13 protein-coding genes are annotated in these 22,534 nt (G+C 42.1%); 4 read left to right on the top strand and 9 right to left on the bottom strand.

Going from position 1 to position 22,534, the window contains the following annotated elements; genetic code table 11:
* Positions 1–22 precede the first annotated feature (22 nt).
* Positions 23–235 carry a sulfur carrier protein ThiS gene (gene thiS / locus HWQ39_RS29455; protein ID WP_289795252.1) on the top strand — a complete coding sequence of 71 codons (213 nt, stop codon included), beginning with the start codon at positions 23–25 and terminating at the stop codon, positions 233–235.
* Here thiS and blaOXA read toward each other — a convergent pair.
* A complete protein-coding gene (blaOXA, locus tag HWQ39_RS29450) occupies positions 232–1,086 on the bottom strand; it encodes a class D beta-lactamase (protein ID WP_292853303.1) in 855 nt (284 codons plus the stop codon). The genes thiS and blaOXA overlap by 4 nt on opposite strands.
* A gap of 556 nt (positions 1,087–1,642) precedes the next feature.
* On the opposite strand from blaOXA, the gene HWQ39_RS29445 reads away from it, so the two are divergent.
* A complete protein-coding gene (locus HWQ39_RS29445; protein WP_292853301.1) occupies positions 1,643–2,080 on the top strand; it encodes a hypothetical protein in 438 nt (145 codons plus the stop codon).
* A gap of 199 nt (positions 2,081–2,279) precedes the next feature.
* Here HWQ39_RS29445 and HWQ39_RS29440 read toward each other — a convergent pair whose 3' ends face one another.
* The 6 genes from HWQ39_RS29440 to petB form a co-directional block, all read right to left on the bottom strand.
* Complete coding sequence (locus tag HWQ39_RS29440; RefSeq protein ID WP_292853299.1) at positions 2,280–2,651, bottom strand: hypothetical protein; 372 nt, start codon at positions 2,649–2,651, stop codon at positions 2,280–2,282.
* Between the two features lie 26 nt (positions 2,652–2,677).
* Positions 2,678–3,880, bottom strand: a complete 1,203-nt coding sequence (locus tag HWQ39_RS29435; protein ID WP_292853297.1) for a glycosyltransferase — start codon at positions 3,878–3,880, stop codon at positions 2,678–2,680.
* A 10-nt stretch (positions 3,881–3,890) separates the two neighbouring features.
* Entirely contained in the window at positions 3,891–4,880 is a 990-nt protein-coding gene (locus HWQ39_RS29430; protein WP_292853295.1) for a GDP-mannose 4,6-dehydratase, read from the bottom strand.
* 408 nt (positions 4,881–5,288) lie between these two features.
* Positions 5,289–5,732, bottom strand: a complete 444-nt coding sequence (locus HWQ39_RS29425) for an anti-sigma regulatory factor (protein ID WP_292853293.1) — start codon at positions 5,730–5,732, stop codon at positions 5,289–5,291.
* Between the two features lie 462 nt (positions 5,733–6,194).
* Positions 6,195–6,677, bottom strand: a complete 483-nt coding sequence (gene petD, locus HWQ39_RS29420; protein WP_292853291.1) for a cytochrome b6-f complex subunit IV — start codon at positions 6,675–6,677, stop codon at positions 6,195–6,197.
* 255 nt (positions 6,678–6,932) lie between these two features.
* Positions 6,933–7,580: a cytochrome b6 gene (gene petB, locus HWQ39_RS29415; protein WP_099102529.1), complete on the bottom strand. Its 648-nt coding sequence runs from the start codon at positions 7,578–7,580 to the stop codon at positions 6,933–6,935.
* A gap of 406 nt (positions 7,581–7,986) precedes the next feature.
* On the opposite strand from petB, the gene ctpA reads away from it, so the two are divergent.
* Both ctpA and aroQ read left to right on the top strand, forming a co-directional pair.
* Entirely contained in the window at positions 7,987–9,231 is a 1,245-nt protein-coding gene (gene ctpA / locus HWQ39_RS29410) for a carboxyl-terminal processing protease CtpA (protein WP_292853335.1), read from the top strand.
* Positions 9,232–9,636: 405 nt separating this feature from the next.
* Entirely contained in the window at positions 9,637–10,317 is a 681-nt protein-coding gene (aroQ, locus tag HWQ39_RS29405; RefSeq protein WP_292853289.1) for a gamma subclass chorismate mutase AroQ, read from the top strand.
* 106 nt (positions 10,318–10,423) lie between these two features.
* Here the strand turns inward: aroQ and HWQ39_RS29400 are convergent, their stop codons facing one another.
* Both HWQ39_RS29400 and HWQ39_RS29395 read right to left on the bottom strand, forming a co-directional pair.
* Positions 10,424–15,853 carry an ATP-binding sensor histidine kinase gene (locus HWQ39_RS29400; RefSeq protein ID WP_292853287.1) on the bottom strand — a complete coding sequence of 1,810 codons (5,430 nt, stop codon included), beginning with the start codon at positions 15,851–15,853 and terminating at the stop codon, positions 10,424–10,426.
* Between the two features lie 72 nt (positions 15,854–15,925).
* Positions 15,926–22,255, bottom strand: coding sequence for an AAA family ATPase (locus HWQ39_RS29395; protein WP_292853285.1), 6,330 nt, complete (start codon positions 22,253–22,255; stop codon positions 15,926–15,928).
* Between the last annotated feature and the right edge of the window lie 279 nt (positions 22,256–22,534).

The raw sequence follows: 22,534 nt of genomic DNA, 5'->3' as shown, positions 1-22,534 counted from the left end.
CCCAATGCCCCATACACACATTATGTCTAATGAGATTACGATTCAGATAAATGGGGAAACCCATAGCTGTTCGTTTCAAACTTCTTTACCCGACTTACTCCAACAGTTGGGTTTTAATCCCCGTTTGGTGGCTGTGGAGTATAACGGCGAAATTTTACACCGCCAGTTTTGGCCACAAACAAAAGTGCAACCAGGCGATCGCTTAGAAGTGGTAACTATTGTTGGGGGTGGTTAATTGATTTGAGCCAGTAAACCCAAATCCTTAAGGCTACGTCGTGTAATCTCGATCCGGGCGGGTGCATCTTCCGGTTTTTGCATATCAAGGGTTGTGGCAAAAAAGTAGACGTTTTTATTTTGCTCTAAATAACCCACAAACCAACCAACCTTTGGTTTAGTACTTGTTAACCATCCTGTCTTTCCTCGCAATATGTAGTCTGGAGTTTGTTCGCGCACCATAATGTCTTTAACAAGATTTATTGTTCGTTGCGAGAAAGGCAAATCGCCTTGATACAACCGTTGCAAAAACTTAATTTGCTCTTTGGGTGTAATTTGTAATAACTGGGGTTGTAGCCAAAAACGATCAATGTCTGCGGCAGTGCCAATCTGACGGTTCCCATAGCCTACTTTGTTAATAAATTGCTGCATCCTTTCATATCCAGCCCTACGCGCCAGTACTTGGTAGAACCAAACAGTTGAATCCTTAAAGGCTTGACGCAAATTTGTATCATGATTCCAGGCATCAATTTCTCGGTGAATTCCATCCCAAGTGAGAACCGCCACATCATCAGGAACTACACCTGTTTCTAATGCCACCAGCGCGTTAAAAATTTTGAATGTCGAAGCTGGAGCGATCCCATTTGCATTACGTTGAGGATTGTGTTCATAGATGCGGTTGTTTTTTGAGTCGTAAATCAAGATTGAGCCTTCACGCCCGATTTCTTGAAAGTGTCGCCCCAAATTTGGCGCTTTAACAACGGGACGTTCAGATGAGGTTGGAGTCGGTTGGGCCAGAACATACATTGCCCCAAAGGTAATCACACTCAATACAGCAACACATCCAATGACCATAAACACAAGAGATTGCATTCGACACCTTGCATAATGCCGAAAGAATTGCTTTATGTTGAACCAGATATTTTTCATTGCACATTTAATCACATCACAAGCGAGATTATACAACTTAGACATCAATCAAGTTTTTAAATACATCCCGCATCGAGTCTGTTAATCGCAAACTCATCTTGTTATTTTCCAGACATTAATTGTAGAGACATTGCGATGCAACATATCTATAAATACATCCATCAAATCTACACCAATACCCCTTATACCAATTCTTTATGAAGCTGCATACTGCATAGAATTCGATCCCCCCTAGCCCACGCCAGTCGCTCATGGGGGAAACCCCCAAGACCGCGCTGGCTCCCCTTAAAAAGGGGGAACCGGAAAAACATCTATCAAAGTCCCCCTTTTTAAGGGGGATTTAGGGGGATCAATATATCTGCAACTTCACATTAAATTGGCATTACCTGAATAGTATTACTTTATACGGCAGCTTTTGGAACTAAGACATATTGCTGTCGTCTATTAGATCAATATAACAATATTGATTGCTCTAAAAAAATCTGGAGCATAAATTAAAATGAAAACCCTTAGACTACTTGCAATTATTACTACAGCTTTGGCGATGAGTTTGGTTTTCACTGAGGCTAACTTGGCGCAAACACCAACAATCCAAATTAATCGGAATCTCCAACCCGATCCACTGGTTTTGAACGGAAAGTCTGGGGGAACTGTCAAAAGTAATTGTGGCAATATTACCACTGAAGCTAATCAAGTTATCCAAGTTACAGAGTCACTACCTTATTTGCGATTAACAGCGGAAAGTCAAGGAAAGGCAACGCTACTGATCGATGGGCCAGGAGGACGCTTTTGTGTGCTACCAGATAGTTACTCTGGAGGTAAGTCAGAACTTTCTGGTTACTGGCAGGTAGGAAAATACTTGCTATATGTAGGTGAACTATCGCAACGAGAGTATAACTACACTCTCTCAATCTCGCAAACAAGAAATAGTCATTAGTCATTGGTCATTAGCAAGGGATAGGAAACACAATTTTTGGTGAGGCGATGCCTACGCCTAGTTACTACAAAAGTTAGTTTAATACTCTATTTTTATTTTTTTCAGCATAAATACTAATTGACAAAAATAATCTTATCTTCAAATACAAACAATTAGTCATTAGTAATTTGACTAATGACTAATAACTAATGACCAATGACTAATCTTCGAGTGATTTGGCTGGAACTTCAACAGCAGTGACATCAATCGTGCCTTCTGGTGTGAAGCGTTGAAAATGACTATCTCGTACTAACAGTGACTCCCCACAGTTAGGACATTGCAACTGACTGTTATTTAAACCTGTAAATTCATATTCACAGACGGGACACTGATCGGCAACCAAGTTGCGTTGTAGCCACCAACGAAAACCAAAAAAAGCCACAATAGGTGCCAACAATAGCAACCCAAAAATAATTAGCAATGAATTGACCAACCAACCCAAGCCCACTGATGCTAGCAACCAAACAACTGCCAGCAGGGTGAGCCAAGGGCGGAGATTTAAAAGATTCAATTGAAATGACTTAAAGCTCATTTTTTAAATTTCGTCCTGCTCTCCTTCTAGGATAGCGATTTTAGTCGTTTGTCATTAGTCATTACTGATAATAGAAGTATTTTTTGCAAGTGTTGTTGGAAGGCATCTATGCCAAATAGAGCGATCGCCTGTTCTCTTAGCCAATCTCCATCACATCGCTGGTCATTACCTTGCAGCATTTCTATACAAGCCGCTGCTACGGCATCAGGACTGCGGTGTGGTACTCGCCATCCTAGTTTACCATCCTGTAAAGGATCGGCGGAACCATCATCGTCACCGGATAATACAGGTACTCCACAAGCCATTGCTTCCAGATAAACAATGCCAAAGCCTTCTTGTGAAGGCATAATATAGGCATCAGCAAGGCGGTAATGTTCCATTAATTCTTCTGTGGCAACGAAACCAGCAAATATAACGCGATCGCTCACACCTAAGTCTTTTGCTAGCTGTGCTAGTCGTGGTTGATCATCACCGCGACCAATTACTAAATATTTCACTTCTGGGAAAACTTGAGCGATTTGTGGTAATGCCCGAATCGTGACATCTACACCCTTGTAAATATCCCCTGACCATAACCGCGCTACTGTCATTAACACTTTAGCACCAGTTAAACTATACTTCTGGATTAATTCTGGCTGCTTAGAACCAGGAGTAAATTTGTCCCCATCAATTGCACAAGGCATCATTTGTACTGTTTTCGGGTTTAGACTATTAGCAACACAAGCGCGATCGCGGCTGTAGCGACTAATCGTCCAAATTCCAACTGCTGATGTCAAGGCGCGACGTTCTTGATTTTTCAGTGGTTCCCAGACTTCTTTACCGTAAGTTAGTACGGTATAAGGAATCCCCAACGGCTGGCAAAGAGTTTGGATTAATACTGCTAAGTTAATATGACCGCAGAAAACTTGCTGCGGACGGCTTTGCAAAAGGCACTTCAGTAAAGCTGCTGCCATTTGCAATCTCCCTAAATAAGGAGACTGGTTTTTAAAGTAATGAAATTTTAAGTTCTCATCTTCAAACGGATTTAAGCTATTAGGACTATCTCGTAGCAAAAATACTTCTGCCTTGTAGGTTTGGCTCAATCCCGAATAGGCGCGAAAAATATCTTTTATATATGATTGGATACCACCTTCGTGGGCAAAAATTTCTAAAAACACGAAGACATGGTTAGTTTTTTTGTTAACTTTATTACCTAACTTGAGGTTTTCTGTCACTGTAGTGATCTGCATGTTAGGTTATTTACACTCGCGGTAAGGGCGCGATTGCACCACTTTGTAACCTTTCTAAATCTGTTTTGACCATTTTTTCTAAAAGTTCCTCAAAACTGACTTGGGGTTCCCAGCCGAGGTTTCTTTTAGCTTTACTGGGGTTAGCTACTAGTTGAAAATGCTCATCTTGTCGCAAAAAACTAGTATTTAATACTATATGCTGTGTCCAATCCAATCCGACAGACTCAAAGGCTGTGGTAACTAAATCTCTAACGCTGTGTAGTTTACCAGTGCCAATTACATATTCTTCTGGTTCATCAACTTGCAACATTAGCCACATTGCTTCTGCATAATCTCCCGCAAATCCCCAATCGCGTTTGGCATCCAGATTACCCATTTCTAAGGTGTCAGTTAAACCCAATTTAATTGATGCAGCCGCTAGAGAAACTTTGCGTGTAACAAACTGAGGTGGGCGTAAAGGAGACTCGTGATTATATAAAATTCCACTACAGGCAAAGAGTCCATAGCGCTGTCTATGATGCACCATCGTCCAGTGGGCGTGCATCTTAGCCGCAGCATAAGGATTTTTGGGACGAAAAGGGGTTTCTTCATCTTGAGGCGAGAGGAATACATCGCCAAACATTTCTGAACTGCTAGCTTGATAAAATCTAGTAGACAAACCAACCTTTCGTACTGCTTCCAAGAGTCTGGTAGCCGTACCAGTGATCAAATCCAAGGTTCCCAATGGATCGTTCCAGGAGTCGGGTACAAAACTGGGAGCCGCCAAATTGTAAATTTCTTGGGGACGTAGTTGTTCAACTGCGGTCAACAGTGCCGCACTATTTTGCAAATCAACTGTAAAAATTTCTACCTGATTTGCCAGTGTTCCCAGTTTTGTCAAATTAGGTTGTCTATGCGGGGGTACTAATCCGACAACTCGATAACCACGATTGAGGAGCAAATGGCTGAGATAGTAGCCATCTTGACCAGTAATTCCTGTAACTAGGGCTGTCTTAGTCACGTCGCTTCGCTCCGAATTCAAAATTCAAAATTAATGATCCCCATAAATAAATTTAGGGGCTTGTATCATAAGTCGTTTTCGGTCATTTGTCCCCTATTCTCTCTATCTCTTTAAGCACTAAATGGCATTTGTTGGAGAACAAAATTAAGACTCTCAACACGTTAGCAAATCCTAACAAAGAAGCTAATGTAACTCGAATGCTGTCTTTACTGTCTTCACTAATTCTTTTTATACAAATATATTCCTTAGAATTTTACAAAAAATATAGCAACTAAGCGATTTTACGTAAAAAATATATTATTCAAATTAAAAAAGCAGTATGATTTTGTCAATCAAATAACCATATATTTGATCGGATACTAAAAACCCACACTAAAGTTTTCTGCAAAATGGTGCAGCGTAAGTAGTTTACTTTTGTGCTTCTACAGAGTATTTGACGATGAGCAGGCAATTTCTACCATCTAGACCACGTTCATATACAACACGGTCAGCCAACCGCCTCAGGAGAAACCATCCATACCCACCTACTTGTAGAGTACCTGGGGCTGGTTCTGCGATCGCATCAGGATTGAAAGGTTTTCCATAATCCCAAATTCTAATCTCTAATCGGTCAATCCACAGATAAACTTTAATTTCAATGGTTGTTTCCGGAGGTAAAGCATGATGAGCGTGACGAACAGCGTTGGTAAAGCCTTCTGCTAATGCTAAATTGAGGCGATCAAGTTGGGTTTTTGACCAGCCAAGTTGAGATAAGTGTTGCAGACAAAATTTCTCAAACCATTCTTGCACCTGGTTTAAGAGCCTGAGTTCGCTCTTAACCATCAGATGCTCTTGCTGCACTATGCTAAACATTAACTGTGACTTGAATGTAAGTAAACCCAAGCTGCTAGTTATTAAATTTTGCGCTATCCGCAAAATTTCTCTGAAATAAAAAAATCTGAATTTATATATTATATTTACCAAAATACAAAACATGAAAGATTTTGGCATTCTAAGGGTTGTAACTAGCAACTTATGTTAAGTAAATTCTTATTGAAAAAGGACTGGGGATAAGGGACTGGGGACTGGGAAAATTGTTTGGGGATTCAGACCCCAACCAAGTTTTCTTCGCGCGTGTTCGCACGAGAATAAAACTCTTTAAGTTCACAGTCCTCAGTCCCCGTCCCGGTGCGCCATTCCTAAAAGACTTACTGCGCCGAAGTCAAGGAATCTTGGCGCGACTTGTTAAAATTGACGCCTGTTGATTGTTTTCAAAAGCACATCTGCATCTGCTATTGAAACTCACAGGCGTCAAAGCACTTTGAGGTGACTAATTTAGAATAGTCCCAAAGTCAAAGATTTATCCAATGGCAAAGCAGCACCAATACCCAGCCAGAGGGTGACAAGGGTACCAACGAGGAATACTGTGGTTGCAACTGGACGGCGGAAGGGATTTTGGAACTTATTCACGTTCTCAATAAAGGGAATGAGAATTAGCCCTAGTGGTACGGAACCCATTGCTAACACTCCTAAAAGCTTGTTAGGAAGCGATCGCAAAATTTGGAAGACTGGATACAAGTACCACTCTGGCAAAATTTCCAATGGTGTAGCGAAAGGATTTGCTGGTTCACCTGTCATTGCAGGATCTAGCACAGCTAGAGCCACAATTGCAGCAAAGGAACCCATGATCACAATTGGAAAGACGTAAAGTAGGTCATTAGGCCAAGCGGGTTCACCATAGTAGTTGTGACCCATGCCTTTAGCGAGTTTGGCTCTTAACTGAGGATCGCTCAGGTCAGGTTTTTTTTGTGTTGCCATTTTGAAATTTGCTCTCCTGCTTAAGTTAAATTAAAGCATTTGTGAAAGCTATCAGCTACTAGGCAACCAGCAGGCAGCAAACAGCGTTTGTCTCTCTACAGTCCGCCATCTGGAGGTTTTCTACGGTTTTCGGCTCCAGATACAGGTATTTGTTTTTTAGAACTTATGTGCCATTAATTTCTTGTGTTTCATAAGTTTAAAACAAACAACGTCATCTGAAAACTGACAAATGTTGCCTTTCGCTAATAACTGAGATTACAAAGGCCCGGAAATGCCTTGCTTGCGGATCATCAAGAAGTGAAACAGCATGAAGACTGCAATCAACCAAGGCAGTACAAAGGTGTGTGCGCTGTAGTAACGGGTTAGTGTTGCTTGACCAACACTAGAACCGCCGCGCAGCAAGTCGGAGATCAGAACACCAACTACGGGAATTGCTTCTGGTACACCGCTAACGATTTTCACAGCCCAGTAGCCGACTTGATCCCAAGGTAGAGAATAGCCAGTGACTCCGAAGGAAACGGTAATCACAGCCAGGATGACACCACTGATCCAGGTCAGTTCGCGGGGCTTTTTGAAACCACCTGTGAGATAAACCCGGAAGGTGTGCAAAATCATCATCAATACCATCATGCTGGCAGACCAGCGATGGATGGAGCGAATTAGCCAACCGAAGTTTACTTCATTCATGATGTACTCCACTGAGGAGAAAGCTTCGGTGACTGTTGGTCTGTAGTAGAATGTCATGGCAAATCCAGTGGCAAACTGGATGAGAAAGCAAACTAGGGTAATTCCACCCAGACAGTAAAAGATATTGACGTGGGGAGGGACGTACTTGCTAGTGACATCTTCGGCGAGTGCCTGAATCTCCAGGCGTTCCTCAAACCAGTCGTAAACGTTGGCCATACAATCTCAAGTTCCTAAAAGTCGGTTGCGTTTGATAAATCCCGAAGTTCTGAATCGGCAGAAGCCTTTGTTCAGACTTCTCTCCCAATTAGCAATTTTGGGATTTTCGTAAAGGGGAGTTTTTTGTTTGCTTTTCAGCTTTTGGCGTGCTAAGAGACTTCAGAAACTTTACATTCTGTAAAGATGGAATATATTGCGATCTCTTTACGCCCCTACACACAAAATGGTGGACACAAAGTAGATTTTATCCTTTGGTGAGTGGATACGATGCATCAGTTGACTGAACAACTTGATGAGAAAAATGCACCACTTCTATAAAAAAAGTAACATAATCGAGAGATAGATTTCATCAACAACAGGGGAAGTGGGCATTATCTAGGCAATTTGGGTTGAGGTGGAATTGATAATAGGGTTCATGAATAAACAAGTCTTTCGGGTTGGATTTTCATTGTTAATGGCGTTTTGCTTGGCGTTGGGTACGCTTACTCAGCCGGCGATGGCTTTGACGACGGAACAAAAGCTGGTTTCGGAAGTTTGGCGAATTGTTAATCGCACTTATCTAGATGAGACATTTAATCATCAAAACTGGGCGGCTGTGCGGCAAAAGGTTCTGGAGAAGCCACTGGCAGACTCAAATGCCAGTTATGAGGCGATTGGGAAGATGCTCAAGAGCCTCGACGATCCTTTTACTCGCTTTTTAGATCCAGAACAATACCGCAGCTTGCAGGTCAATACTTCTGGGGAACTGACTGGGGTGGGATTACAAATTGCCTTGAATCCTGAGACTGGGAAGTTAGAAGTAGTGGCTCCCATCGCCGGTTCACCGGCAGATAAAGCGGGGATTCGACCACGCGATCGCATTCTCAAAATTGAGGGCGTTTCTACAAAAAATCTTACCCTTGATGAAGCTGCAACTAAAATGCGCGGGCCGAGTGGTAGCCTTGTTACTCTCCTGATCGAACGGGATGGAGAGGCAGAAACAGAAATTAGACTAACGCGCGATCGCATTGCTCTTAACCCTGTGGTTTCAGATTTGCGTGTTTCCACTGAGGGTACACCCATTGGCTACTTACGTCTTACACAATTTAATGCCAACGCTTCAACGGAATTGGCACACGCTATTTCTAGTCTAGAAAAAAAAGGCGCTGCTGCCTACATTCTAGATTTACGAAATAATCCTGGGGGGTTATTGCAATCAGGAATTGAAATTGCCCGTCTGTGGTTAGACTCCGGCACTATCGTTTACACTGTTAACCGACAAGGCATTCAGGGTAGTTTTGAAGCCCTTGGGCCAGCCCTGACGAAAGATCCTCTGGTGATTTTGGTGAATCAAGGAACTGCTAGTGCCAGTGAGATTCTCGCCGGCGCACTCCAAGATAATGCTCGCGCCCAGTTGGTAGGCGAAACCACTTTTGGCAAAGGTTTAATTCAATCTTTATTTGAATTATCAGATGGTTCGGGCTTGGCAGTCACAATTGCTAAGTATGAAACTCCTCAACATCGGGATATTAACAAACTAGGTATTAAGCCAGATCAGGTTATTTCCCAACCAGCCATTAACCGCGAACAGATTGGTACCGAGGCGGATCTGCAATATCAAGCAGCAGTGGAACTTTTGGTTAAAAACTCGGTGGTGGCCAGAAAGGCTTAAAGGAGAGACGAAGAGTTAGGAGTTTGTTTTGTTCCAAATCTCTGACTAGGAACGACCGACTAAATATTGTTATCCGATAGTATTTGAACGTGCAGATGCCTATAAGCGCCAGCAAACTTAGTAGGTGCTTTTAGGCAAGCTGTATTTTAATGCGATACCTACGGGAGAAGGGGTTTCCTCCATGAGCAACTGGCGCGCAAATTTCATTGCCAGCGCAGTTAAGCTGCAACTCAGTCTGATAAATCACCTCAGAACCAGAATATTCCAGCAAATACAACAGCTTTTTGTGCTGATCTTGCTTTTTGTTAGTAACTATGAGATATTCTATCTAAGATTTAAAATACTGTATTTCTATCATAATACTGTAAATTGTTGATAGTTAACAGAGGTGAGCAACTTTTTGACATGAATTTAAATTTTTTCAGAAAGCATCCACTGTTGTTTGTCATCATAGTTTTCTTTGGGCTTTTTTTCAGTAGTACAGTAGTTGCAGCGAACTTAAAATTATATTTTACTACTCAGAACTCTCAGTCAGTAAAATCAGCAAATTATCAAGATATTGCGATCGCAGATCAGCAGCTACCTGTAGATAAATTACTAAAATTGATCCAGCAACGATTACTAATTGCACATGATGTAGCGCGGTGGAAATGGAATCACAAACGTCCTATTGAGGATCTCAAGCGCGAACAAGAGTTACTATTAAAGGCTAGACAACAAGCAAAAACTCATAACCTAGAACCCGATAGAGTTGCAGAATTTTTTCAAGCACAAATAGATGCAGGAAAACTCATCCAAACAGCTGATTTTAAAAACTGGCAAAAGCAAGGTATTAAATCTTTTCCTAACGTCCCAGACTTAAACCAAACATTACGACCATCGTTAGACAAATTAAACACAGAATTTTTCTTTGCTTTAACAGAACTGACTCCTGTTCTAGGTTGTCCGCAGATAGGGGAATTAATTCAGTCACGTTCTCAGGTGATTATTCAGGGAGATGGTATTGATCGGCAAGTGCAAAGCCTAGCAATTTCACCTCTGCTGAAATTTAAAAGCGCTTCTTGCAAAGTAGTTTCTTTCCCTTGATTGTCGTTCTTCAATGAGTCACTCTCTCGATACCCTCGATAAACTAGGGTTCTCGAACCATTGTAGAGTTCTCACTGATACGATATCTGAAGTTGTTTACCAAAAATTATACCGGAATTTCAACGAAAAATTCTGTTCCCTCTCCTAGTTTGGAAATGCAGCTTAACTGACCTCCATGTTTTTCTACTACAATCGAATAGCTAGTTGACAATCCCAAACCTGTAGCACTACCAATTGGCTTTGTAGTAAAAAATGGATTAAACATCTTATTTTGCACGGACTCGCTCATCCCTACACCGTTGTCTGCAATACGGATTAGTACTTTTTTTGATTCTGAAAATTCCGTCCGAATTCTAATAGTAAGTGTGCGATTTACCTTTAATTCTTGTAAAGCATCAATGGCATTGTTTATCAGATGTATAAATACCTGATTTAAAGCCGAAGCGTAACAATTGACTAAAGGCATATTTGCATATTCTCGAATCACTGTAATCTCGGAAGATTTACTATTGTTTTTGAGTCGATGCTGCAAAATTAACAGTGTGCTATCAATACCAGAGTGAATATCTACTGATTTTATTTCTGATTCATCCAAACGGGAAAAGTTTCGCAGCGACAGCACAATTTGACGGATACGATCTGCTCCTGTTCTCATCGACGAGAGTAGCTTTTGTAAATCATTCACCAGAAACTCTAGTTCTATCTCGGTGATTTTTGCGGCAATCTCTGGCAATGGTTGGGGATAGTATTTCTGATATAAGTTATTTAATTCAATTAAGGAAGCAACATATTCACTGGCTGGTTCTAAGTTGCCATAGATGAAATTAATCGGATTATTAATTTCATGAGCAATTCCGGCAACTAGCTGTCCCAAACCGGACATTTTTTCAGCTTGAATGAGCTTGGCTTGAGTCGAGTATAATTTTTCTAAGGTTGATTCTAGCTGAGTGTAAGAACGTGTTATTTCCTGGGTGCGTTCTTCGACTTTTTGCTCCAAAGTATGGGAATATTCCTCTAATTGGCGATAAAGTTGGGCATTTTCTAGAGAGATCGCTGCTTGAGTCGTGAGGAGTTTGAGAACTTGTAAGCGATCGCTCGTAAATGCTCCCACCGTCAGATTATTTTCTAGGTACAAAATGCCAATCAATTTGCCTTGGTTGAGAATTGGCGCACAGAGAATACTCTTAGGTGAATGGCGAATAATATAAGGGTCAGCCGCTAGGGTTGGCTCAACTACTGCATTCTCAATTACAGTCAAGGTGAGGGTATTTTTGACCCGATTGATTAGGGTAACGGGTACTGTTTGACCATCGTCAAAGGGCAGCCTTCGCAAGATAATGCTAGGCTGTTCCAATTGGGATAATGCCTCAATTACCCAGCGTTCGCCTGAAGGCATCAGCAACGCACATTTATCCGCTCCCGCACTTTCCAGTACCACCTCAAGTAGGGTTGAGAGTAATTTATCCAACTCAATTTCACTCGATAGAGATTGAGAAGCTTTGAGAATGGTCGCCAGATCCAGGGCTTCGGAAAGGCTAACATTATTGAAGTTGGAAGTCTGAATCGTGTGAGAAGAGATCGCAATCATCGTTTCCGTAGATGTGAAAGATGGTTGCTGTTTTTGCCAAATTGTGGCGAGTAGTTGGGGATAGCGGGTTTCTAAATCAACAACTTTAGCTTTTGCTCCCCAACGGGTGTAACAATAATAAGCTTCAGTCATATAGGTTTGAGCGATTTTTTCTTTGCCCCAATCCAGATAGAATTTAGCGGCTAGTTCATTGGCTAAACCTTCTTCGTTGGGGTATTGATTTTCTTTGGCGAGGGCGATGGCGCGATCGTACTGCTCCATTGCTTCCAACTTGTTACCAAAAACTCGACACTTTTCGGCCTCCACGAGATGCCATTTATGCTTATGATTCATCGGGGCATTGTGCGCCCACTGATGCAGAATACTTTCATAGGTTTTAAACTCGGCAAGAATTACAGAAAGCTCAATTTCTGACTTTGTGGGAACAAGTGCCAAGTACGTCAGCGCTGCATAGAAATGGAAAATGGGAATATGCACCATTCCCGATGCTGCTATCAAATAGGGCTTGCCTTGGGTGATATAGTCGAGGGCAGCCTGATAATTGCCAAAGTAGTAGGCAAGCAGCAGTTTGTAAGTAGAAACAAAGGCGATCATTGTGAGATTCTTATCCTCTTGGTGCTTAGGAATCATCACCGTTTCATCGTAGGCAGTGCCTATTAAGCAATCGGGCTGGCTCACCGTTTCTTGGAACTGCTGCACTGTTTGCCGCACCATGCCCAAAATAATCCGCGCTGAATCTTGTTTCAATTGAGCCAGGGCAGCACTGTAACCAGTCAATTCCGGTGCTAACGTGTCCAGGTCTATACCTGCAAAAAGCGCAACATAGGCGTAATTTGCTATGCCGTAACCAGCAAAGAGAAAATCACCTGTTTCCATACCAATGGTGTAACTATCTTTGATGGTTGGTAGAGTTGCCAAGAATGATTGCTGGTGATGCTGAATGAAATTCCCAAACATGTTGAGAGTGCTGCATTTCATAGACTGAGCATTCAACCTCTCCAGTAAGGAGAGTGCTAATTTACCAAACTCGTAGCCTGTTTCGACTTCGCAAAGAATTGAACATAGCACCATGCCATGAATCACATAGCCGACTGTCGAGGCTTTGTCATTGCCAAACTGGAGCGATAACCGCACCATCGTCGCGCTCAACAGGGGCAGTAAACCTGGCATTCCCTGGAACACAGGTGCAACCAACATTCTTAACAATTGCATCGCGGCGATCGCGGTGCGATCGCTTATCACGGGCAGCTCGATCAACCCAGCAATCTCTCTGCCATTTAGTTGCTGGTTAAGTTCTTGTAAGGCTTTGTCAATCAAAGCTTCGTCTACTTTTGTCGGGAAATCCACCCCAAATTGCGCTAGAGCCTCTGTTCCCACTGCCAGCGCCGTTAATATTTGGATCTGAGCCGTCTGTGCCACGATTTGAATTTCATAGATTTTCACTTTGTCGAAAATGGTTTGTGCTTGTCGCAATACCACTGCGGCTAGCTGTTCCATACCCTCAAAGTCACCATTCAAATAAGCAACTTCCGCAGCCGTCACATACAGATTCAGAGTTAGTTCATACTGATGTTTCCAACAATCGACCTCTAGTAAATCAATTCCAGTTTGTAGATACACTTTGGCGGCAGTGTATGCAGTTGAACTTCTGGCTTTACTGCCAGCTTTGAAGTTAAGTTGCGCTAAGGCTTCTCGTTCCTGTTGTTGATTAATTAATTCAATTCCTAAATTCAAATGTCCAACAATATCAAACAGTTTTTCTTCTCGTTCTATTTCGGAAAAGTTTTGCTGAAGTAACTGTCCAATTTTGACATGAGTTGCTTTTTTTTGGTCATCAGGAATTAGGGAATAAGCTGCTTGTTGAACTCGGTCATGCAAAAATCGATAAATCGGATTAGCTGCGGCATTAGAAACCGAGGTACTGTCAGATTGAATAAAGAACTTATAGATTTCCGTATTCGGAATAATCAGCCCTTCTTGCAACGCTTTCCATAAATCAGCCGCCGTTGTTTCTAGGGATTGTTCTGAAACGATCGCCAGCGTATTCAAATCAAACTGCGCTCCAATACAAGCTGCCAGTTTGAGAACATTCTGAGTTTGGTTCGGCAATTTCTGCAATTGCAGTGCCATAAACTCCACCACATCATTAGTAATTGCTAAGGCTCTAACTTGGGCAATATTACACTGCCAATGACAGTATTCTAAGTCAAACGTAATTAGACAATCGTCATTTAATGCCTTGAGAAATTGGGTAGCAAAGAAAGGATTACCATGAGTTTTTTGATAGACTAATTTTGTCAAAGGTTGGGCTAGCAATAATTCGCAATTTAGGGTATCTGCCACCAACTGATTCATATCTGTTTCGCTTAACGGTTGCAGAACAATCGTATTGACTACTGCCCCACTTTTGACGATTTCATCTACAGTCAGGATGAATGGATGAACCGGCGAGACTTCATTATCTCGATATGCACCCAAGATTAATAAATGTCCTGTTTCTGACATCAATAATTCCAGCAATTTCAGCGATGCGCAATCTGCCCATTGCAAATCATCTAAAAACATCACTAAAGGATGTTCAATGCTTGTGAAGATTTGCACAAATTTCTGCATCAGCAGATTAAAGCGGGTTTCGGCAGCACTCCCTGATAGTTCTATAGCTGGAGGTTGAGTACCAACAATGCGTTCTAGTTCTGGAATTACGTCAATCAAGACTTGTCCATTGTCGCCAACGGCTTCGAGAATTTGGGTTTTCCAGGCTTGTAGTTGTGCATCTGATTCTGAAAGCAATTGCCTCATTAAATCTCGGAATGCTTGCACAAATGCCGAAAAGGGAATATTGCGCTGGAATTGGTCATATTTGCCTTTAATAAAATAACCACGTTGCCGGACAATGGGTTTATGAACTTCATTGACAACGGCAGTTTTCCCAATCCCAGAAAAGCCTGCTACCAACATCATTTCTGTTGTCCCAAACCTGACTTTTTCAAATGCTTTGAGAAGGGTTAATACTTCGGTTTCTCTGCCGTAGAGTTTTTCGGGAATGAGGAAGCGATCGCTAATATCTCGCTCTGCTAATGTAAAATATTCAATATTTCCGGTGGCTTGTAATTGACTTAGACAAATTTCTAAATCATGCTTGATTCCCAAGGTACTCTGATAGCGTTCTTCGGCATTCTTAGCCATTAACTTAGTGACGATTTCAGATAAAACTAAGGGAATATTGGGATTGTGATGATGTACAGCAATGGGATTTTTGGCAAGATGACAATGCACCAACTCCATCGGATCGTTTGAGACAAATGGTAAAACTCCAGTGAGTAATTCATAAAATGTGACACCTAATGAGTAGAAGTCACTGCGATAGTCAATTCCCCGGTTCATCCTTCCAGTTTGCTCTGGCGAAAGATAAGCAAGTGTGCCTTCTAGAGCGTTGGCATTTTGAATTTCTTGGGTTTCTCTTGGTAGCAAAGATGCAATACTGAAGTCAATTAATTTAACTTGTTTGGTTTCGGGATTAATTAAAATATTACTGGGTTTAATATCTTTATGAATAATGCGATGACGAATGACAATATCTAATGTGTTACACAGAGATATAGCGGGGAGAAAAAATTCCTTTAGAGATGTTATATGTAACCTCTCTACCTTGACAAAATCCTTAAGGGATATGCCCCCAAAGTCTTCCATCACCAACGCATAGCCATTTTGGTATGCTTCTAGGCTATAAGTTTGAATAATTCCCGGATGGTTAAGATTTTTGGCGATGCTGTATTGATTGCGAAACGACAAGAGTTCGCCCAAACTCGGATAAGGATTTTTCAGTAGTTTAATCACTACAGGTAATGAGTCAGTTTCTCGATGCCCTCGATACACCAGGGTTCTGGAACCATTGTAGAGTTCTTCACTGATGCGATATCCGGGAATACTGACTAAGGTGCTAACCATACTGCTAAATCCTGAAGATTTCCAGATTTAGTATTCCCAGATATCTGAAGCTGTTTACCAAAAGAGCAAAAATTATACCGGAATTTCAATAACAAATTCTGTACCCTGGCCCAGAACAGAGTTAAAATTCAATTTTCCGCCGTGGGTTTGTTCAACAATTTGACGAGCGATCGCTAACCCTAATCCTGTGCCTTTACCGACAGCTTTTGTAGTAAATAAATGGTCAAATATTTTTGATTTTGTTTGTTCGCTCATCCCATTGCCATTATCAAGAATTGCAACTTTAACGAGATTTTCTAATGTCGAAGTAGTAATTTTAATTTGGTTGTGTTTTGCTTGATTATCTGCTAAACTCTGCCCAAGACTCGACTCATCTAAAGCATCAATTGAATTGGCAATAATATTCATAAATACCTGATTCAATTGTCCAGGGAAACACTCAATTTGAGGTAAATTGCCATACTCAGTTATTACTTCAATTGCTAGACGTTGTTCATTAGCTTTGAGACGATGTTTCAAAATTAAAATCGTGCTGTCGATGCCTTGGTGGATATTAAATGGCACTTTATAATCTCTATCAGCACGGGAGAAAGTGCGGAGACTAGTGCTAATATTTTTCAGGCGATCGCACGCCATAGTCATGGAATCAATTATCTTGGGCAAGTCTTCTAAACTATAATCCAAGTCGATTTCTTCGGCATGGTTAAGGATTTTGTCATTTTTGTGAGGTAAACTTTCTTGATATAGTGCCAGATGTTCAACAATATCAGCGATGCTAGGTTTAACTTGTTTGAGACTAGCAGCAATAAAACCAAGAGGATTATTCATTTCATGAGCCACACCAGCAACTAAATTGCCCAGTGCAGACATTTTCTCACTCTGCACCATTTGTAATTGGGCGTTTTGCAAATCATTCAATGCTTGTTGTAAATCTTGTGACTTTTGCTGTAAGGCAAGTTCTGCTTTTTTGCGTAAGCGCAGGTCGTCATAGACCTCGCTAATATCTCGCATCACAACTACCGCACCGAGTTTGTTACCCGAAGAATCGACGATCGCCTGTCCACTGGCTAACAAAATTCTCTTAGAACCATGCTTTGGCGCAATTACCATTTCGGCATTTTCGACTATTTCCCCTTGCAAGGCGCGAAACAGAGGGATTTCTGTAGTTGATAGAGGTGTTTTTCCATCAAGTTGATAGAGATCGAAATGTTCCGTCCATTGTTCTGGTGGTAATGATTCCACTGGTAAGCCATGAAATTCACGAGTTGCTGTATTGAATAAAGTCAACGTGCCATGAGAATCACAGACAACAATCCCATCTGTAATAGTTTGAATAATTACATTCAAAAACTCTCGTTCTTTGGCTAGAGATGCTTCGGCTTGTTTGCGTAAGCGAAGCTCGTCGTAGACATCGCTAATATCAATCATCACCCCATCCCAGATGATTGCACCATCGGCTTGTCGCTCTGGTCGAGCAGTAGATCTAACCCATTTCACGGTTCCTGAAGGCACGATAATGCGACATTCTAGCTCAAACGGTGCGAGGTTTTGGGCAGAGTAAGCGATCGCTTGGGCAACAGCTGCGCGATCGTCAGGATGATTCATCGCATAAAGGCTATGCGTGCCTACCATCACCAACTCTGGCTCTAACTCATACAAGTCGAGACAGCCAGAGCTAACGTAGGGTGTTGAAGTTGAACCGTCAGCCGCCAGACGGAATTGGTACACCATCCCAGGAATATTATTCGCCAAATTTTGGAAACTGGTTTCACTAACCTGCAATTTGGCTAGAGATTGTTCTAATTGTTGAGCATGGTTTTGGGAATTTTGATAAAGTCGAGCATTTTCCAGAGAAATTGCTGCTTGGGCGCAAAGTAAGTTGAGCAGTTCGACGCGATCGCTGGTAAAGACTCCGGTTGCCAAATTGTTTTCTAAATACAATATGCCCAACAACTTACCCTGATGCAAAATCGGGCTGCACAAGAGACTCTTGGGCTGTTGTTGCTGAATATACGAGTCATTAATTAATTGCGGATGCACCGTAGCATTCATAATTACAGCAGGTTGTAACCTGCGTTTCACGGTATTAATTAAGCTAATTGGCACCTCAACCGAGTCTTCAATAGACTGTGGGTTGAGCAACATTGGGTAAAAATCAACTTTGGCAGTCTGGTTCGGTATATTGCTCAAGGAAAGCTGTGCTAACGCTTGAATTAGCAACCGATCTGACTCTAAAAGCATGAACACACACTTATCGGCTCCTGCATTTTCAATGACGATATGCAGCAAAGTTGAAAGCAGTTTTTCGAGTTCAATTTCCCCAGACAGGGTTTGGGAAGCTTTAAGAATGCTGGCTAAATCTAAAGCAACAGAGACGCTGCTACTATTGGAAGTGGCAGAACTGGTGGAGGTGACACTCCCCAATGTGAAGATAGTTTCGTTAGTTGAGAGGGGAGAACGGGTTTTCTCTAAGATGGGGGCAAGGAGTTGGGGATAGCGTCGTTCCAAGTCGGCGATTTTGGCTTTAGCACCCCAACGAGCATAGCCATAGTAGGCTTGGGTTATGTATGACTGAGCAATCGTTTCTTTGCCCCAGTCGAGATAAAATTTAGCTGCTAGTTCATTGGCTAGTGCTTCTTCTTGGATGTAGCCGTGTTCTTTAGCAAGAGCAATGGCGCGATCGTAGAAATCTATTGCCTCTGATTTCTGCCGTAAAACTCGGTATCGATCGGCTTCAACTAAATAAAATTTGTGCAGGTGATTTTCTGGAGCATGGCCAGCCCACTTTTTCATCTTTTCCTGGTTTTTAGCCACCCGTTGCAGAATGTGTTGCTGTTGTGCTTGGGAAACCTGAGAATAGATTGTCAGATGGGCTAGAGAATCATAGGTGTAGCAGAGCGGAACGATGAATAAGCCTGTAGCGCCACCTATATAGTTTTCAGCTGCGATCGCAGCTGACACCGCCAATTCGAACTTGCCAAACATGTAACATAGACCCAGTTGGCTGGCATAGAAATAGTACAGCGCAGTCTGATCGCCCGATCGCTGGAGGGCTGGCACAATTTCCTCTCGATTAAAGGCATTTCCACTCAGTTGCCAAGGTTCAGCAGAATCGCCGATCATATTCAAAATTGCTTGCTGAAAAACTGTCAGATGACTGGTAAGACCTTCTTGCTTAAGGTGCGCCAGCTGATCTCGGAAGGCAGTGCTTTGTCGGCTGAGTTCGCTTAGTTCTTTGCCCATAAACCAACAGTACGAGATGTAAATAAATCCGCAAATAGCAGCTGATTCTAAATCTCCCGTTTCCAATCCAACTTCGTAGCCTTCCCGAAGAAACGGTAAGGTGTTCTTGAGCGGCTCTTTCCAATGCCACACACTACAATGAATTCCGACATAGACTCTGGATTTCAGTTCTTTGGCATTGAAATGTTCGAGCAATAAAAGTGCAAGTTTTGCACACTCATAGCCAAAGTCAATCTCTCCTACCATTCCACAAAGTATTAGTCCGTAGTAGGCATAGCCAATTGCCGAAAATGAGGTGTTGCCATATTGAACGGATAAATTTACCTGCTCAAGGGTAATAAACGGTAAGAGTGCTGGAGTGACGACAAAGGCAGCAGAAGAGACAGCCGCAAGAATCCGTATAACTGCTAATTTGTTAGGGTTTGCAATCTGGGGCAGAGTGATTAAGTCCAACGGTTGCCTGCCTGCCAGGATCGATTTAGTCGCCTCGAATGCCTGTGCAATATCTAATTGACTTGGTTGCTCAGGAAAACTCGTTCCTAGACGTTCTACAATCTTCAGGGCAATCTGCACTGCCTCTATAAATTGATGTTGAGCTTGAGCAGCTTGAATTTGAACTTCATAAACCTTGACTGTATCCAACAAGTTTCTAGAGTGTTCGATGATGACTGCCGCTAATTGTGTCATCTGCTGAAAGTTGCCGCTCAGGTAAGCAGCTTCAGTAGCAGCTTCATAGAGAGCTAAGGTTAACTCATACTGGCTTTGCCACATATCTTCAGCTAACAAGGAAATACCTATAGTGCAATATTCAAATGCGGCTATATAGGCAGTTGCGGCTCTGGCTTTTTGTCCAGCTTTTAGATTGAGTTGGGCGAGTTCTATTTGCTCAGATAGATGGACTATTAGGGATTTACCGATATTAAGTTGGTTAACAATTTCAAACAATTTTTCGTCTTGTTTGGGAACTGGCGTATGAGTCAGTAATAGTTGCCCAATTTTTAGGTGAGCGATTTGTTTTTGTGCGTCTGGAATTAGGGAATAAGCAGCTTGTTGGACGCGATCGTGCAAGAATTTGTAAACCGTCATTTGTGCTTGGTGATTGGTCATTTGCAAATGACCAATCACCAACGAGGAATCCTGATAAAACTTGTAAATTTCATTGATGGGAATGATAAATCCTTCTTGTAATGCTTTCCACAAGTCTGAAGCGGTTTCCGTCTCTGACTTTTCAGAAACGATCGCCAATGTCGCCAAATCAAACTGATTGCCGATACAGGCTGCCAGTTTCAAAACATTTTGAGTGATATCGGGCAATTTCTGAAGCTGTTGGGCCATAAATTCCACCACATCATCGGTGATAGCGATCGCTCTTACTTGCGTCACATCACACTGCCAAAAACCTACCTCCCAATCAAAGGTAATCAGCCTATCCTCATGTAGCACTTTCAAAAACTGAGTCGTGAAAAAGGGATTACCTTTAGCTTTTTGATAAACCAACTCCGTTAACGGCAATGCTTGTTCTGTTGCACAACTGAGGGAATCGGCGATTAAATGATTCACATCTGCTTTACTCAAGGGAAATAGAGTCAGAGTATTGATGTGGGAGGATGCCTTTTCAATCTCATCTAGGGTCAATATGAGTGGATGAACTGGAAATACTTCGTTATCGCGGTATGCACCAATAATCAATAGATAGCCGCAATCCCCCTGGAACATCAACAGCTTCAGCAAATTAAGTGATGCCGAATCTGCCCACTGTAAATCATCGAGAAACATCACCAACGGATGCTCTGGTGTGGTAAAAACTTGAATAAACTTTTGAAACAGCAGATTGAAACGGTTCTGTGCCGCACTACCCGATAATTCTGCGCTCGCAGGCTGTTTACCTATAATCTGCTCCAGTTCTGGAATCACCTCGATCAGGAGTTGCCCATTATCTCCAACTGCCGCTAAAATCTTATTCTGCCATTGCTCTAGTTGGCGATCGCTTTCACTAAGCAACTGTCCCATCAAGTCACGAAAGGCTTGGACAAAAGCAGACAGAGGAATGTTGCGGTTGAACTGGTCGTATTTGCCCTTGATGAAGTAGCCGTTCCAGCGCATAATCGGCTTATGCACTTCATTGACGACTGCGGTTTTGCCAATGCCAGAGAAACCTGCCACCAGCATCAGTTGGGAGCCACCATTGGCAACATGGCCAAATGCTTCCAGTAACGTCTGTACTTCCGATTCGCGTCCGTAAAGTTTTTCGGGAATAAGAAAGCGATCGCTAATATCTCGCTGTCCCAACTCAAACCAAGTGTGCTTACCTGTTTCTCGCCACTGTTCTAAGCAGGTAACAAGGTCATGTTTAAGTCCCATAGTACTCTGATAGCGGTCTTCGACATTCTTCGCCATCAGTTTGCGGATAATCTCGCCCAGCATCAAGGGCAAATCGGGGTTGAAATCGCACACAATGGGTGGAAGTTTCGCAATGTGGCAATGCACCAACTCCATCGGTTCATGGGATTCAAAGGGCAATTTTCCGCTTAGTAGTTCAAAGAAAGTCACGCCTAATGAATAAAAGTCGCTGCGGTAGTCAATGCCCCGGTTCATCCGTCCAGTTTGTTCTGGCGACAGATACGCTAGCGTTCCCTCCAACCCGTTAGGACTTTGGATCTCCTGGGTTTCTCGTGGTAATAGTGAGGCAATACTGAAGTCAATCAGCTTGATTTGTTTCGTAGGAGGGTGAATCAAGATGTTGGCTGGTTTAATATCTTTGTGAATAACGCGCTGTTGATGTAACTGGTGTAAAATGTCTAGCAGTTGCAGAGCAATGGGTAAAAATTGCTCTAATGTCAGTGTTTTTCCTTGAGTAAACTGCCGCAAGCTAATGCCACCAAAGTCCTCCATCACTAGGGCATAGCCATTGTAATAGGTTTCCAGGCTGTAGGGTTTGATAATGTTGGCAATATCTAGATTTTTAGCGATCGCATATTGGTTGCGAAACTGTACTAATTCGCTAAAACTTGGGTATTCTCGTTTTAAGAGCTTGATGACAACTGGTAGGCGATCGCATTCCCGAATTGCCCGATACACTTGGGTACGAGAACCTGAATAAAGTTCTTCTATAGTTTGATACCCAGCGATCTTTAAAGTTCCATCAACTTTTGCGCTCATAAACTTTTACGAAAATTTCTGTGTGCTAACGTTATAATTCCCATGACAATCTCTTGGTTAACAAATGTTAGGGGATTGGGGATTAGGGATTGGGCATGAGGAAGAGAACAAAGTGACCGAACAAGGCAAAAGTAAAAAGTTAAAAGGCTAAAGAGAGAATAAGAAAAAATGGTTACAAGCCCCTAAATTTATTTATGTAACGAAATAAAAACATTTATTTCGAGATGCATAGCACGTTCGCCTTTGGCGTCTCGTAGAGAGAAATAATATGTCCTTATT

The organism is Nostoc sp. NMS8 (genome assembly GCF_017115045.1).
Taxonomy (GTDB): Bacteria; Cyanobacteriota; Cyanobacteriia; order Cyanobacteriales; family Nostocaceae; genus Nostoc.
This window is presented reverse-complemented; position numbering and strand designations above follow the sequence as displayed.